We start from the raw sequence: 15,115 nt of genomic DNA, 5'->3' as shown, positions 1-15,115 counted from the left end.
CACGACCATGGATCTGCATACCTGGCTGACCTTCTTCGTGGCGAGCTGGCTCATCAGCCTCTCGCCGGGCGCGGGCGCGATCTCGTGCATGACCACGGGCCTGCGCTTCGGCTGGCGCCTGGGGGTGTGGAACATCCTCGGCCTGCAACTGGGCATCGCCGCCATTCTGGTGGTGGTCGCCGCAGGGCTGGGCGCAATTCTGGCCGCCAGCGAAACCGCGTTCAGCGCGATCAAGTGGTTCGGCGTGGCCTATCTGCTGTGGCTGGGCATCCAGCAATGGCGGGCGCCTGCGCATAGCCTGGTCGATGGGGACGGCAGCGCCAGAAGCGCCACGCCGCCCACGCGCACCCAGCTCGTGATGCGCGGCTTTCTCATCAACGCCAGCAACCCCAAGGGCCTGGTCTTCATGCTCGCGGTGCTGCCGCAGTTCATCAACCCCGCGGCGCCGCAGCTGCCGCAGTATCTGCTGTGCGGGCTGTCGCTGTTCATCACCGACATCGTGGTGATGAACGCCTACACCCTGCTGGCCGCGCGCGTGCTCGTCGCGCTGCGCTCGCCCCGGCACCAACTCTGGCTGCAGCGCAGTTTTGGCACCCTGTTCATCGGCGCCGCGCTGCTGCTCTCGGCGTTTCGCCGTTCAGCCCAGATTGTTCAATAGGACGCGGGATGATGGCGGGTGGATTGGGGATGAATTTGGCTGCGGGCGACAAGCCCATAGCCCAAGCTATGGGCGCGAAGCACGCGGGCAAAGACGCCCCAATCCACCCGCCAGCGCCCGCGTAGGCGCAACGCGCCGCCTATTGGACAATCTGGGTTCAACTTAAGGAATCGCACCATGTCATGGGAAGTGGTCATCGGGCTGGAAACCCACGTTCAGCTCTCCACCCAATCCAAGATGTTTTCCGCCGCGTCCACCGCGTTCGGCGCCGCGCCCAACACCCAGGCCTGCGCCGTCGATCTGGCGCTGCCCGGCGTGCTGCCGGTGGCCAACCGCGCCGCGGTGGAACGCGCCATCCGCCTCGGCCTCGCCTTGGGCGCAACCATCGCCCCGCGCTCCGTCTTCGCCCGCAAGAACTACTTCTACCCTGACCTGCCCAAGGGCTACCAGATCAGCCAGTACGAGATTCCCGTGGTGCAGGGCGGGGTGGTCGATTTCGTCGTGGACGGCAAGCCGCACCGCCTGCAGCTCACCCGCGCCCACCTCGAAGAAGACGCGGGCAAGTCGCTGCACGAAGCCGGCCTGTTCGACCGCGCGGGCAACGCCGCCAGCGGCATCGACCTCAACCGCGCGGGCACGCCGCTGCTCGAAGTCGTCACCGAGCCCGACATGCGCAGCGCCCGCGAAGCCGCCGAGTACGCCCGCGCGCTGCATGCGCTCGTCATGTGGCTGGGCATCTGCGACGGCAACCTGCAGGAAGGCTCGTTCCGCTGCGACGCCAACGTCTCCGTGCGCCGCCCCGGCGAGCCCCTGGGCACGCGCTGCGAGATCAAGAACCTCAACAGCTTTCGCTTTCTCGAAAAAGCCATCGAATTCGAAGTGCGCCGCCAGATCGAACTCCTCGAAGACGGCGGCAAGGTCGTGCAGGAAACCCGGCTGTACGACCCCGACAAGGGCGAGACCCGCACCATGCGCACCAAGGAAGACGCGCACGACTACCGCTACTTCCCCGACCCCGACCTGCCGCCACTGGTCATCGCGCCCGATTGGATCGAGCGGGTGCGCGCCGACATGCCCGAGCTTCCCGGCCAGATGGCCGCGCGCTTCGTCGCGGCGCATGGCCTGAGCGCCGACGCCGCCGCGCAGATGACCCAGACCCGCGCCCACGCCGCCTACTTCGAGGCCTGCGTGGCCGCGGGCGCCGCGCCCAAACTGGCCGCCAACTGGATCATGGGCGAACTCGCCGCCCAGCTCAACCGCGACGAGCGCGACATCTCGAATAGCCCCGTCACCGCCGCGCAACTCGCCGCGCTCACCCGCAAGATCGACGACGGCACCCTGTCGAGCAAGACCGCCAAAGAAGTCTTCGGCGCGCTGTGGGCGGGCGAGCAGGGCGGCGAGGTCAGCGCCATCATCGACGCCCGCGGCCTGGCCCAGGTCAACGACAGCGCAGCTCTCCAGGCCGCCGTCGATGCCGTGCTCGCCGCCAACCCGAAGAACGTCGAGGAATACCGCGCTGGCAAAGACAAGGCCCTCAACGCCCTGGTCGGCCAAGTCATGAAAGCCACCGGCGGCCGCGCCAACCCGCAGCAGGTCGGTGAGATGCTGAAGAAGGCCGTGGGGTAAAGCGGCGGCGGCTGGCGGTGGCGTGCATGCGCAAGGCCCCAGACCGCCCGCCACAGCACGCGCGACACGCGAGGACTTGTGCGCGCGTTGCCTTAAGCGGCGCGGTCGCCCAGGTGGCTCGCGAGGGCTTGCGATAGCCGCTGCGTGATCTTGATCATGCTCGCCTCGCTGCGCTCGAAGCCATACACGGTGAGCGGAAAATTCAGGGGCTCCTGCACCTTCCAGATAGCGTCATGCTCGCTCGCGGGGAATAGCTGCGCGGGGTTTCCGACCGCCACCCAGCCTATGGGAACCGTGGTGCCTGAAGCGAGCCGAGTTTTCAGGTGCACGACGCCATGGATGCGCACTTCCGAACCCGCGCCAATATGCGCCCCATGGAAAACAGCGCAGCCCGTGGCGAGGAAGACTTCGTTCTCGATCGTGCAGCCCACCACGTGCGCATTCGGCCCAACCAGGCAGTTTGAGCCCAGAGTCAGCGGATGAGCCGCCGAGCTACGGAGAACCGCGTTCTCCATGACGATGCACTCCCGTCCGATCGAGATCGACCCGCCCTCCGCGATGATCTGGGCGCCAAAAAGAATGCGGGCACCGGGACCGATGCGGACGTCACCACAAACGACGGCGTTGGGTGCGACGAAGGCCGTGGGATCGACGACAGGCGACTTGCCGAGATGTTCGATGAGCATGGCGTTGGGTTGAGGTTAACCGGCAAAAATGCGGAGTATTTTTGTCCGCGTTGAACCGCCCGTTAGGCCTTGGTGCGAGATGCGCAGACCAAGGCAAGACTCATGCATAGTGCGACCACATGCGCAAAACCTTGACGATTCGCTGCTCTTGCAGCACCTCGTAAACGAGTCGATGCTGAATGTTGATTCGCCGGGAATAGGCGCCATCCAGATCACCAACCAGCTTCTCGTATGGCGGCGGGTTTTGGAAGGGATTCTCTTTGATGACGGCCAAGAGCTCTTGGGCTTTGGCCTTCAGTCCATTCGCGGCGAGTTTCTGAGCGTCCTTTTGAGCGTGCTTGGTGTAAACGACTTCCCAACTCACCAGTCAAGCTCCTTAGAGCAAGCATCGATGGGTTCGGTCATTCCTTCTTTGATGGACTCGCGCATGCCGGGAACAGAAAGCAGATACAGCGTTTCCTGAATTGCTTGCCAGTCCTCTGCCGCCAAGAGCACAGCGTCATGGCGCTTGCCTGCAATTGTGATTGGCTGATGCGACTCAGCTGCCTGATCCATTAGGCGGTAGAGGTTGGCGCGTGCTTCGCTAGCGGAGAGTGTTTGCATGATGAACTCCTAAGCCACGAAACGTACGTTAATTGGTACGGATTGTCAAGTGCCTAGCTTCTGGCTCGCTGACTTGGCCATGCGCTCGTATGAAAATGCATAACGAACGAAAGGGACTTCCCCGTCCCGAGTGATCCGCGCAGTTGCGGGGTACGGCATCGAGGTGCCACGATGGGAAGTGCAATCTCTCATCAACGCACTCGTTTTATGGAAGGGGAAGGTCACCCGGCTCGATGAACGCGTCGCCCAGTACGACCAGCACATCCGAGTCATGGCCCGACAAAGCACCGAAGCCCAGCGCCTGATGCAACTCTCGGGGGTTGGGGAGATCACGGCCACCGCGCTCTTGAGCACCCTCGGCCATGGCCGAGACTTCAAATGCGGGCGCCAACTGTGTGCCTGGCTCGGTCTGGTGCCCGGCCAGTACAGCTCGGGCGGCAAGCAGCGTCTGGGCCGCATCACCAAGGCCGGCGACCCGTACCTGCGCAGTTTGCTGGTGTTGGGCGCCAGAGCGGTGCTGGCGGCGGCCAAGAACAAGAGCGACCCGATCAGCCGCTGGGCCACGGCGCTGGCGCAGCGACGCGGCTACTGGAAGGCGGTGGTGGCGATCGCGGCCAAGAACGCCCGCATGTGCTGGGCGGTGCTCAGTCGGGGCGAGGCCTTCCAATTGCCGACCTGAGCACCGAGTGGCTCAACCGAACACCTCAGCCAACAAGAGGAGATTTGATTCCATTTCCACCACCGCGTGCAGCCGCCGCCGTTGATGAGTCAAGGTTGGACCTGCGCGGGGCGTGACCGTTTAACTCAAGGAGTCCAGGGTCGATGCAAGCATCGACCCTCCTCGGCTAACGAATGGGTCCCCCGCGCGCGTCTTTCATCAGGGTCCGCTGCCATTCAAGCAGCATCCATGACCGTTTGTAGTTTCGCTGTCCGCATCCCTTGCTCTGTGAGCAACGCAGGTCCGGCGCTGAGGGTGGAAAACCGTCATTCCAATGCCCGCCTCGTGATCTATCGCCCTGCGATGCTTCACGGCTGGATCGGTGTTTGACTTTCGAAGGGAAGCCCTTGTAGTTTGAGCTAAGCGGGCGACAGTGGCGGGACGCCAGGCCCGGGCCTGTGAAAATGGACGGAGTACCGCAGGCCCGGGCCTGGTGGCCTGCCGTTGGCGCTCCGCTTGAGCGAGGGGTTAGCGAAGTAATCGGCCCGTCCGCGCCGCAAATCGCGCCGAAGAAACTCGTGGCATTTGCACGCGGAATGTGAGAAGGTGGAACGTAGCACTGGCGAAGACCGAAGTAGCAATGGTGCACATTGCCCGCGGGTTAGCGTGGTCGTGGGCTGCGTCATCGACATTGGTGAGCCTGTGCCGGGCCGCTTCGGTCTGGTGCAGGCATCCCGTTTGAGAGAGTGATCAAGACGACGTACCCGAGCCGGTGCCACGTTCCACTTTTCATGATGGAGGATGTCATGGCACACCGCAAGAGGCCCACTACAGAGTCGGCCATCACCCTGACCCACCCCAACGCCGCCGGTATCGACATCGGCGGCGCCTCGCACTTCGTGGCCGTGCCACCGGACCGAGACGACGAGCCCGTGCGCGAGTTCGCCTGCTTCACCGCCGACCTGCACCGCCTGGCCGACTGGCTCGACGCCTGCTGCGTGGACACTGTGGCCATGGAATCCACCGGCGTCTACTGGATACCGTTGTACGAGCTGCTGGATTCGCGCGGCTTCACCGTTCTTCTGGTCAACGCCCGCCATGTCAAAAACGTCTCGGGCCGCAAGAGCGACGTGCTGGACTGCCAGTGGCTGCAGCAGCTCATGAGCTTTGGCCTGCTGCGCGGAGCCTTCCGGCCGGCCGAACAGGTCTGCGCCCTGCGCGCGCTCACCCGCCAGCGCACCATGCTGCTGCGCAGCCAGGGCCGCTTCGTGCAGCACATGCAAAAGGCCCTGACACAGATGAACATGCAGCTGGCCAACGTCATCTCCGACGTGGTCGGTGAGACCGGTCAGAAGATCCTGCGCGCCATCGTCGCGGGCGAGCGCGACGGACTGACACTGGCCAAGCTCAAGAACGCGCGCATCCGCGCCAGCGAGGACGACATCGCCAAGAGCCTGCAAGGCAGTTGGCGCGCCGAGCACCTCTTTGCCCTGAAGCAGGCCCTGGACGCGTTCGACTTCTGCGGCACCCAACTGGCCGAGTGCGATGCGCAGATTCAGGCCCAGTTGCAGGCACTGCATGTGCGAGAAGACGAACCGGCAGCGGGCAAGAAGCGCGGACGCGCCCGCAATGCCCCGAAGTTCGATCTGCGCACACAGCTCTTCCAGATGTGCGGCGTGGACCTCACGCGCATCGATGGCATCGATGTGACCACCGCGCTGGTGGTGGTCTCGGAGGTGGGCGCCGACATGGGCAAGTTCCCCAGCGACAAGCACTTCGCTTCCTGGCTGGGTTTGTGTCCGGGCACCAAGATCACCGGGGGCAAGGTCATGAGTGGCAAGACCAAGCGCTGCGCCAACCGCGCGGCCCAGGCGCTGCGTCTGGCCGCTGCGGCCTTGCGTTCGAGCCAGTCGGCCCTGGGCGCGTATTTCCGGCGCCTGTGCGCACGCATGGACAAACCCAAGGCCGTCACGGCCGCTGCCCACAAGCTGGCCCGACTGATCTACGCCATGCTCACCCACGGCCAGGAGTACACCGACAGGGGGCAGGACTACTTCGAGGAGCGTTACCGTCAGCGCGTCTTGCACAACCTCACCCAGAAGGCCAAAGCCATGGGCATGCAGCTCGTACCCGCCCACAGCACCGCCTAAAAAAACACCATGAAAATCAATCAGCTCTCAGGTGTTTCTTGAGAGGCATCACCGCTTGCTGCGACCGCCGACGAACTTGCGCAGAAGGCGGACCCACAGAGACCAGGATGCCGGAGTAGGCGACTCGCCAAGCACTACCTGCGCATTGGTCAGGGCGTCTTCGACAAGTGCGTCATGCAGAGGCCGGATGGCGATGGGCCAGGACAGCAGGGCGGACCCGCTGAGCGACATGTCGATCGTGTGCCTGAGAGTGGTGCCATTCGTACCGTGGCGCAGGATCTCGAACCAGTGCTTGCCTACGAACCCCCGGGGAGAAAGGAACTGAAAGGTGAACTTCTTGCCTGGTTCGTACTCGATGACGGAGTAGCGGAGTGGGCCATGGCCTCCTGTCGCGCCAAGTCCGAGGGGCTTGTTCAAGCGCATGCAAGGCCAGTGCTTCGATGGCCAAAGAACATCCTCGGTGGAAGACAGCGAATCCAGAAGACGCGCAGCGCGTTCCGGGCCGGAACTGAGGTTGCGTTCGTGAACGTTGACGACGCGCACGGAGTTGCCCTGTGATGCCTAACGTAATGTAGGCCGTCAAATAACGTCGATGACCGATGTTATCCGACAAAATAATCCGGTCATCTGCCGCCATACCAAAGCGGCAGGGCGGGCCGCAAGCCGCTGAATACCTCGGCGCCGGGGCGCAGTCAAAGGCCCATGTGCGCTTGAGTTTACGGGCACACCCAGTCGTCTATCCACGCGCCTTCGCGAAGGGTTCGCCAGTCGCATCGCGGACGCTCTGCGCACCCGTCCTTCATGGCTTAACCCCAAAGTCGCGGCGCTCGCCAACGTACATTTCGATGCAGCCGCGCAAGATCGCGCAGGCGCCCCTTGGAGACCGCCTCATGTTGCAACGCTTGATCACCTACTGGGTCTATGGCGGCTTTCTCGCCGGGCTTCTGCTGCTCCTGCTTTCGCCGCTGCTGCTCGCCGATTGGTCGGTCCCGCTTGCCGCGGCCTTTCTCCTCCTCCCGGCGTACATGCTTCATCAATACGAGGAGCATGACGATGACCGCTTCCGTCTGTTCCTCAATCAGACCATCGGCAAGGGCTACGACGTGCTCTCGCCCCTGGCGGTCTTCATCATCAACGTGCCGGGCGTGTGGGGCGTGATGGCGCTATCGCTGTATGCCGCGGTGACCGTGAACCCCGGCTGGGCGCTCATTGCCGTGGATCTGGCACTGGTCAACGCCTTCGTGCACATCGTGCATGCCTTGATCTTCAGGCGCTACAACCCGGGGCTCGCCACCGCGCTGGTGATCTTCCTGCCGCTGGGCGGCACCACGCTGTGGCTGATCGGGAAAACCGGCCAGGCCACCGCGCTGGAACAAGGGGTGAGCCTGCTGCTGGCCATCGCCATCCACGCCGCCATCCTGATCCACGTCCACCGCCGCCTGGTCGCCTTACAACGGGCTCAGGGCAATCGGCGCGGCTGACGCGGAACGACCCGGCTCGAAGGTCGCAGCCCCATCGGGGGGCTGTCCTCGCTACGGCGCCGCTCTCACGGCTTCGACTCTGAAGCCACGGTCGAGTCGAGCCACTGCGTCGCCGCCTGGGTCAGGATGGCATTCACGCCGCCCTCGACGGTCACGGCGCGGTCGCGCAGGCGTTGTGCCAGATCGGCGGGCAGCTTGCAGGTCAGCGGCACCAGCTTGGGCGCGGCGTCTTTGGGTTTGGCCTCGGCCTTCGCGGCCATGGCCTTGGCGCCCTGGCCAAAGCGCTGCGGGATCGTGCCCGACTTCAGCTTGCCGTCGAGCTTCTTGGCGAGGTGTTTTTCAAGGTCTGTCTTTTTCATGCTCATGGGGCACCCCCGGTGGTCTGGACGCGCATTGTCCACCACGCCCGGCCGCCAGCGCCCCTACGAATGGAATGCGGCCGGGGCGAACAGGATGTCGCTGCCCCACCCCGTGCGCACCTTGTGCTTGATGACCAGTTCGTAGTTCTGGGATCCTGAAGCGTGGCAACGTCAGTTTCCCAGACCTGTCCGGGTGAACGACCTATTGAAGCATCACCGTTAGGGGACGTCGATCAACCGCCAGCCGCCCGCAGGCTCGCGGCAGGCCCGAACCCTGGCGGATTGCGCCGGGTCGCGCCGGGTGTAGAGGGTGACCTCAAAGGTCTTGCAAAGCCGCCCCTCCTGCTCGGCGGTGGCCTCCAGCTTGAAGCTGCCTCCGGCGCCGCTCTTGGGGTTGTGCCACTCGAGCCGCGTGGCGTCGCTGCCGAGAAATGACGCGCCTTCGCGTGACAGATCGTCGATGTCGGCCTGTCCGAATCGCTGCAGGGGCGTGTTCTTCAGGATCGGCGTCCAGTTGTTCGCCCATGCCGTGGAAGCCCACACGGCCAAGCCCAGCATGACCAGCCAGGATTTGTGTCTCATCGGTGCTCTCCAAAGTGCGTTCGGTTCAGGGCAATGCTAACCGTCAATCGTCGATGCGCACGGCGGATGCTGCCTCAATGCAGCTTGATGCGCGGCTCGGTGGTCCGCGAAATCAGGCGCGCCAGCGTGAGGAAGACGGTTTTCCAGAAACCGTGCAGGGCGTGCAGATGCATGCGGTAAAGCAGCCAGTAGATGAAGCGGGCGAAGTGCCCCTCGATGAACATGCTGCCCTTCGATAGACCGCCCATGAGATTGCCCACGGTGCTGTGCTCGCCCAGCGACACCAGCGAGCCGAAGTCGCGGTAACGAAAGGTCAGCAGCGGCCTGCCCTGCAATTGCCGCGTGATCTGCCGGGCGATGAGGCTGGCCTGCTGGTGCGCGGCCTGGGCGCGCGGCGGCACGTTGGCTGCATGGCCTTCCCAGGCGCAGGCGGCGCAGTCGCCCAGGGCGTAGATGGCGTCGTCGCGGCTGGTCTGCAGCGTGGGGCGCACCACGAGCTGGTTGATGCGGTTGGTCTCGAGCCCGCCGAGGTCGCGCAGGAAATCCGGGGCTTTGACGCCCGCCGCCCAGACCACCAGTTCGGCGGGCAGAAAGTCGCCGTCCGCGGTGCGCACCCCCGTGGCGGTGACTTCGGTCACGCGCTTGCCGGTATGCATCTGCACGCCGAGCTTGGCCAGCTCGCCTGCGGCGGCGGCCGACAGCCGCTCGGACAGCGCGGGCAGGATGCGGGGCGCGGCCTCCACCAGGCTGAGGCGCACATCACGCTCGGGGTCGATGCGGTCGAGGCCATAGGCGGCCAGCACCCGCGTGGCGTTGTGCAGCTCGGCCACCAGTTCCACCCCGGTCGCCCCAGCGCCGATGGCCACGACCTTGAGCTGCTCCGGCCGCAGCGGGCCGCTTTGGGTGTTGGCGGCGATGCAGGCGTTCACCAGGCGCCGGTGAAAGCGCCGGGCGTCTTCGGGCGTATCGAGGGCAATGGCATGTTCGGCCGCGCCGGGCGTGCCGAAGTCGTTGTTCTGACTGCCCACGGCGATCACCAGTATGTCGTAGCCGATGCGGCGGCGGGGCACGATCTCGCGCCCGCTCTCGTCGAGCGTGGGGGCCACCCGCACTTCGCGGCGCTCGCGGTCGAGGCCGTCCATGGCGCCGAGCCGGTACTTGAAATGGTGCCAGGTGGATTGGGCGAGGTAGTTCAGCTCGTTGTCGTCGATGCCGAGGGTGCCGGCCGCCGCCTGATGCAGCAGCGGCTTCCAGAGATGACTGCGGCCCCGTTCGATCAAGGTGATGTCGGCCTGGCGCCGACGCCCCAGGGTGTCGCCCAGGCGGGTGGCCAGCTCCAGCCCGCCGGCACCGCCTCCGACGATGACAATGCGAGGCAGCGTGGAATCGGTGGGCATTTGGGGCATGGCGTTGGGTCGTCGGAGCAATGCCAACATTGGAGACTGCCTTGCCCCTGGGCGCAAGCGGCGTCTCGCCTTGGGCGACGCTGAACAAGTTTTCGTGAGGGCGCGCGCCTGGCCGCGGGGCAAGCGATTGATCTGGCCTGGAGAAGGATGAACGGGTCAATGGGCCTCGCCATGCCGGCGTCTCCCCCTCCCAACCTCCCCCACGACGTGGGGGAGGAGAAAACTGCGCTGCGCGCGATCTGCGTAAGCCCTCCCAACCTCCCCCACGACGTGGGGGAGGAGAAAACAGCGCTACGCGTGATCTGCGTAAGCCCCTCCCGACCGCCCCCACGCTGTGGGGGCGGCGTGTTGGCTCCCTCTCCACTTGTGGGGAGGGTTGGGGTGGGGTGGCGGATCAATAGAGCGAGGATTTGCAACGCCGCAGACCGCCCGCGCACAGGAGGCGCGACGCGCGAAGGACTTGTGCAGCGTTGCCCTAACATGCACGGCTACGCCGCCGCCCGCTGTCCGGGCGCCCGCGCGGCCTCAACCTGCAAGCCTCACGATGAACGAGAAGTACGACGCCAGCGCGGTGGAAGCCGCCGCGCAAGCCCACTGGCAAAGCACCGATGCCTACCGCGTGCGCGAAGACAAGCCGGGCGAGAAGTTCTACGCCTGCTCCATGCTGCCCTACCCCTCGGGCAAGCTGCACATGGGCCATGTGCGCAACTACACCATCAACGACATGCTCACCCGCCATCTGCGGATGAACGGGCACAACGTGCTCATGCCGATGGGCTGGGACGCCTTCGGTCTGCCGGCCGAAAACGCGGCCATGAAAAACAAGGTCCCCCCGGCGAAGTGGACCTACGACAACATCGCTTATATGAAGCGGCAGATGAAGGCCATGGGTCTGGCGATCGACTGGAGCCGCGAGGTGGCGACCTGCTCGCCCGAGTACTACACGTGGAATCAGTGGCTGTTCCTCAAGATGCTCGAAAAGGGCATCGCCGAGCGCCGCACCCAGGTGGTCAACTGGGACCCGGTGGACCAGACCGTGCTGGCCAACGAACAGGTGATCGACGGTCGCGGCTGGCGCAGCGGCGCCGTGGTGGAGAAGCGCGAGATTCCCGGCTACTACCTCAAGATCACCGACTACGCCGAGGAACTGCTGGCCGCCGTGGCCGACCCCGAAGACAAGAACTACCTCGCCGGCTGGCCCGAGCGGGTGCGGCTCATGCAGGAGAACTGGATCGGCAAGAGTGCCGGCGTGCGTTTCGCCTTCACCCACACCATCCGCGATGCGCAAGGCGCACCGATTCAGGACGGGCGCATGTACGTGTTCACCACCCGGGCGGACACCATCATGGGCGTGACCTTCTGCGCCGTGGCGCCCGAGCATCCGCTGGCCGAGCATGCGGCACGCGACAACGCGGCGCTGGCCGCGTTCATCGCGTCGTGCAAGGCCGGCGGCACCACCGAAGCCGAGCTGGCGACCAAGGACAAGGAAGGCATGCCCACCGGGCTGTCCGTCACCCACCCTCTCACTGGCGCCGACGTGCCGGTGTGGGTGGGCAACTATGTGCTGATGAGCTACGGCGACGGCGCGGTGATGGGCGTGCCCGCGCACGACGAGCGCGACTTCGCCTTCGCCAAGAAGTACGGTCTGCCGATCAAGCAGGTGGTCGCCGTCGGGAACGAGTCCTTCTCCACCGAAGCCTGGGCCGAGTGGTATGGCGACAAGCAGCGCGCGGTTTGCGTCAACTCGGGCGAGCTCGATGGCCTGCCCTATGCCGCAGCGGTCGATCAGATCGCGCAGCGGCTCACAGCCAAGGGGCTGGGCGAGAAGCGCACCACCTGGCGCCTGCGCGACTGGGGCGTGAGCCGCCAGCGCTACTGGGGCACGCCGATCCCCATCATTCACTGCCCGGATTGCGGTGCGGTGCCGGTGCCCGAGAAGGATTTGCCGGTGGTGCTGCCCGAGAACCTCATCCCTGACGGAAGCGGCAACCCGCTGCACCAATGCGCCGAGTTCGTGAACGTCGCTTGCCCGCAATGCGGCAAGCCGGCCAAGCGCGAGACCGACACCATGGACACCTTCGTCGATTCGAGCTGGTACTTCATGCGCTACACCTGCGCCGACAACCACGGCGCCATGGTCGATGCCCGCACCGACTACTGGATGCCGATGGACCAGTACATCGGCGGCATCGAGCACGCCATCCTGCACCTGCTGTATGCGCGTTTCTGGACCAAGGTGATGCGCGACCTGGGGCTGGTCAAGGCCGACGAGCCCTTCACCCGTCTGCTCACCCAGGGCATGGTGCTCAACCACATCTACTCGCGCAAGACGCCGCAGGGCGGCATCGAGTATTTCTGGCCGCACGAGGTCGAGAACGTCGTCGACGCCCACGGCAAGATCGTCGCCGCCAAGCTCAAGGCCGACGGCTCGGCCGTGGACTACGGCGGCGTGGGCACCATGAGCAAGAGCAAGAACAACGGCGTCGATCCGCAGGATCTCATCGACCGCTTCGGCGCCGACACCGCCCGCCTGTTCACCATGTTCGCCGCACCGCCCGAAGCCACCCTGGAGTGGAACGACGCCGCGGTGGAGGGTGCGCACCGCTTCCTCAAGCGGGTGTGGGCCTTCGGGCTGAAGCTGGGCGCCCCGGACTCATCCAACGACGAGCCGGGCGAGGCCGCCCGCAAGCTGCGCCGCGAGGTGCACCAGACCTTGCAACAGGTGAATTTCGACTACGGCCGCATGCAGTACAACACGGTGGTGTCGGGCGCGATGAAGCTGCTCAACGCCCTTGAAGGCGCGGACGCCGCCGCTGCGGGCATGCCCGCCGCACTGCGTGAGGGCTTCGGCATTCTGCTGCGCGTGCTCTACCCCGCCACGCCGCACATCGCCCATGCGCTGTGGTCCGAGCTGGGCTACGCCGACGAACATGGCGATCTGCTCGACGCGCCCTGGCCCCAGATCGACGAGGCCGCGCTGGTGCAGGACACGATCGAGCTCATGTTGCAGGTCAACGGCAAGTTGCGCGGCGCCATTCAGGTCGCGGCCGGTGCCGACAAGGCCACGATCGAGGCTGCCGCACTGGCCAGCGCCGACTTCGCCAAGTTCAGCGAGGGCAAGGCCGCGAAGAAGGTCATCGTGGTGCCCGGGCGGCTGGTCAATGTGGTGGTCTGAATGACGCGCCGCAGCCTCGATGCCCGCCACACCCGCCGCGCCGTGCTGCGCGGCCTTGCCGCCGTCGGCCCCGTCCTGGGCCTGAGCGCCTGCGGGTTCCGCCTGCGCGGCTCGACCAATCTGTCGTTCAGCACGCTGTACGTGGCGGGTGCCGAGACCTCGGCCTTCGTCATCGCCCTCAAGCGCCAGATCGCCGCGACCACGTCGACCCGCATCGCGCCGGACGCCAAGTCGGCGCAAGCCGTGTTCACCCTGCTGGCCGATTCGCAGACGCAGACCCCGCAGGCCTACAACGCCGATGGCACCGTAGCGCAGTACCAATTGCGCTACACCGTGAGCTTTCAGCTCGCCACGCCGCAGGGCCGGATGCTGATCGCCCCCACCGAGCTGACCCAGACCAGCAATCTCAGCTACAACTCCAGCGCCACCTTGGCCAAGGCCAACGAGTCCGACCTGCTCTACCGCGGCATGCGCGAGGAATTGATCAACCGTCTGATGTACCAGCTCGCCGCGGTCAAGGTGCCCCCTACGCCGGAGCGCCCCGGCGACGGGTCGGAGGACTGATGCAGCTTGCCTTGGAACAGCTCGACGCCCATCTCGCCCGCCAGCTCGAAGCGCTGTACGTGGTGTACGGCGACGAAACCCTGCTGGTGAACGAGGCCGTCGACGCCATTCGGGCGCGCGCCCGCCAGCAAGGCTTCGACGAGCGCGAGAGCCACACGGTGGAACGCGGCTTCGACTGGAGCCACCTGCTCGCGGGCAGCCGCGAGATCAGCCTGTTCGGCGGGAAGCGGCTCATCGAGCTGCGCCTTCCCGGCGGCAAGCCCGGTCGCGACGGCGGCGAGGCGCTGGCGGCGCTGGCCGGCCATCTCTCGGCCGAGGTGATGGCCATCGTGGTGCTGCCGCGGCTGGACGCGGCCACCCAGAAGTCGGCCTGGTTCGGCGCCCTGAGCCAGGGTGGCGTGGCCGTCCGCGTGGACAGTGTCGAACTGGCGCAGCTGCCGCGCTGGATCAACGCCCGATTGCAGCGTCACGGCTTCACCCTCCCGCCGGGCGACGCGGGACGGGCGCTCACCGACTTTCTGGTGGCGCGGGTGGAAGGCAATCTGCTGGCGGCGCATCAGGAGATCGAAAAACTGGCACTGCTGTGCCCGCCCGGCCCGCTCGATCCCGACATGGTCGAGCAGGCGGTGCTGAACGTGGCGCGATACAGCGTGTTCAAGCTCGGCGAGGCGGTGCTGGGCGGCGATGTCGCCCGCCTGCGCCGCATGCTCGAAGGTCTGCAGGCCGAGGGCGTGGCCCCGGTGCTGGTGCACTGGACGCTGGCCGACGACCTACGCGCCTGGCTGCGCATCCGCCACGGGCTGGACGCGGGGCAGGGGCTGCCCGCGCTGCTGCGCGCCAACCGCATCTGGGGCGTGAAGGAGAAATTGCTGGAACGCGCCTTGCCGCGCCTGCGCACGCCCGATCTGGAGCGCCTGCTGCAGTTGGCGGCGCAATGCGATCTGGCCGTGAAAGGCCTGCGCCCCGATGCCCTGCCCCGCGCCCCGTGGGAGGCGCTGCAGGTCTTGGCCCTGTCCATGCTCGACGCGCTTTGGCCCACACCGCCCAGCGCGCGTCAGGGCCGCCGACTGGTGCTGCGCCCCGCCCTCTGAGCGGCCGTTACACCGCCGCGCCGCGCGGGTTGGTGAACTCTGCCGCGCCGCGCAGCTCTGAGCATGGGCCGCTGGT

Annotated in this window: 14 protein-coding genes and 1 pseudogene; 8 read left to right on the top strand and 7 right to left on the bottom strand. The window is 66.0% G+C overall.

What is annotated here, in order from left to right:
• Positions 1-7 precede the first annotated feature (7 nt).
• On the top strand, positions 8-658 hold the full coding sequence (locus BVH73_RS09380; RefSeq protein ID WP_079418072.1) for a LysE family transporter: 651 nt from the start codon (positions 8-10) through the stop codon (positions 656-658).
• 177 nt (positions 659-835) lie between these two features.
• Complete coding sequence (gatB, locus tag BVH73_RS09375; protein WP_079418070.1) at positions 836-2,284, top strand: Asp-tRNA(Asn)/Glu-tRNA(Gln) amidotransferase subunit GatB; 1,449 nt, start codon at positions 836-838, stop codon at positions 2,282-2,284.
• A 92-nt stretch (positions 2,285-2,376) separates the two neighbouring features.
• Here the strand turns inward: gatB and BVH73_RS09370 are convergent, their stop codons facing one another.
• The 3 genes from BVH73_RS09370 to BVH73_RS09360 all read right to left on the bottom strand — a co-directional run bounded on the left by BVH73_RS09370 (position 2,377) and on the right by BVH73_RS09360 (position 3,573).
• Positions 2,377-2,970: a gamma carbonic anhydrase family protein gene (locus BVH73_RS09370; protein WP_079418068.1), complete on the bottom strand. Its 594-nt coding sequence runs from the start codon at positions 2,968-2,970 to the stop codon at positions 2,377-2,379.
• A 100-nt stretch (positions 2,971-3,070) separates the two neighbouring features.
• Complete coding sequence (locus BVH73_RS09365) at positions 3,071-3,334, bottom strand: Txe/YoeB family addiction module toxin (protein WP_079418067.1); 264 nt, start codon at positions 3,332-3,334, stop codon at positions 3,071-3,073.
• Positions 3,331-3,573 (bottom strand): type II toxin-antitoxin system Phd/YefM family antitoxin, encoded by a 243-nt coding sequence (locus BVH73_RS09360; RefSeq protein WP_079418066.1) that lies wholly within the window; start codon positions 3,571-3,573, stop codon positions 3,331-3,333. The genes BVH73_RS09365 and BVH73_RS09360 overlap by 4 nt, the downstream gene beginning before the upstream one ends.
• A 217-nt stretch (positions 3,574-3,790) precedes the next feature.
• On the opposite strand from BVH73_RS09360, the pseudogene BVH73_RS09355 reads away from it, so the two are divergent.
• Positions 3,791-4,252 (top strand): annotated as a pseudogene (locus tag BVH73_RS09355) (IS110 family RNA-guided transposase); the annotation flags it as partial.
• Positions 4,253-5,037: 785 nt separating this feature from the next.
• Positions 5,038-6,381 carry an IS110 family RNA-guided transposase gene (locus BVH73_RS09350; RefSeq protein ID WP_079420493.1) on the top strand — a complete coding sequence of 448 codons (1,344 nt, stop codon included), beginning with the start codon at positions 5,038-5,040 and terminating at the stop codon, positions 6,379-6,381.
• A gap of 48 nt (positions 6,382-6,429) precedes the next feature.
• Here the strand turns inward: BVH73_RS09350 and BVH73_RS09345 are convergent, their stop codons facing one another.
• Complete coding sequence (locus tag BVH73_RS09345; protein WP_079418065.1) at positions 6,430-6,924, bottom strand: SRPBCC family protein; 495 nt, start codon at positions 6,922-6,924, stop codon at positions 6,430-6,432.
• Between the two features lie 347 nt (positions 6,925-7,271).
• On the opposite strand from BVH73_RS09345, the gene BVH73_RS09340 reads away from it, so the two are divergent.
• Positions 7,272-7,862: an HXXEE domain-containing protein gene (locus tag BVH73_RS09340; protein WP_079420491.1), complete on the top strand. Its 591-nt coding sequence runs from the start codon at positions 7,272-7,274 to the stop codon at positions 7,860-7,862.
• A gap of 65 nt (positions 7,863-7,927) precedes the next feature.
• Here BVH73_RS09340 and BVH73_RS09335 read toward each other — a convergent pair whose 3' ends face one another.
• From BVH73_RS09335 to BVH73_RS09325, 3 genes are all read right to left on the bottom strand, one after another.
• Positions 7,928-8,221: a hypothetical protein gene (locus tag BVH73_RS09335; protein WP_245800309.1), complete on the bottom strand. Its 294-nt coding sequence runs from the start codon at positions 8,219-8,221 to the stop codon at positions 7,928-7,930.
• Positions 8,222-8,440: 219 nt separating this feature from the next.
• On the bottom strand, positions 8,441-8,803 hold the full coding sequence (locus tag BVH73_RS09330; RefSeq protein WP_079418063.1) for an RT0821/Lpp0805 family surface protein: 363 nt from the start codon (positions 8,801-8,803) through the stop codon (positions 8,441-8,443).
• A 74-nt stretch (positions 8,804-8,877) separates the two neighbouring features.
• Positions 8,878-10,209, bottom strand: a complete 1,332-nt coding sequence (locus BVH73_RS09325; RefSeq protein ID WP_281250810.1) for an NAD(P)/FAD-dependent oxidoreductase — start codon at positions 10,207-10,209, stop codon at positions 8,878-8,880.
• Positions 10,210-10,753: 544 nt separating this feature from the next.
• Here BVH73_RS09325 and leuS point away from each other — a divergent pair.
• Genes leuS through holA form a run of 3 tightly spaced genes read left to right on the top strand, consistent with a single transcriptional unit; the run spans position 10,754 to position 15,039 of the window.
• Complete coding sequence (gene leuS / locus BVH73_RS09320; protein WP_079418060.1) at positions 10,754-13,384, top strand: leucine--tRNA ligase; 2,631 nt, start codon at positions 10,754-10,756, stop codon at positions 13,382-13,384.
• Positions 13,385-13,948 carry an LPS-assembly lipoprotein LptE gene (locus BVH73_RS09315; protein ID WP_079418058.1) on the top strand — a complete coding sequence of 188 codons (564 nt, stop codon included), beginning with the start codon at positions 13,385-13,387 and terminating at the stop codon, positions 13,946-13,948.
• A complete protein-coding gene (gene holA, locus BVH73_RS09310; RefSeq protein WP_079418056.1) occupies positions 13,948-15,039 on the top strand; it encodes a DNA polymerase III subunit delta in 1,092 nt (363 codons plus the stop codon). The genes BVH73_RS09315 and holA overlap by 1 nt, the downstream gene beginning before the upstream one ends.
• Positions 15,040-15,115 lie beyond the last annotated feature (76 nt).

The sequence above is a fragment of the Thiomonas intermedia genome, assembly GCF_002028405.1.
Taxonomy (GTDB): Bacteria; Pseudomonadota; Gammaproteobacteria; order Burkholderiales; family Burkholderiaceae_C; genus Thiomonas; species Thiomonas intermedia.
The sequence above is the reverse complement of the archived record's forward strand: the minus strand, read 5'-3'. Positions and strand labels throughout refer to the sequence as shown.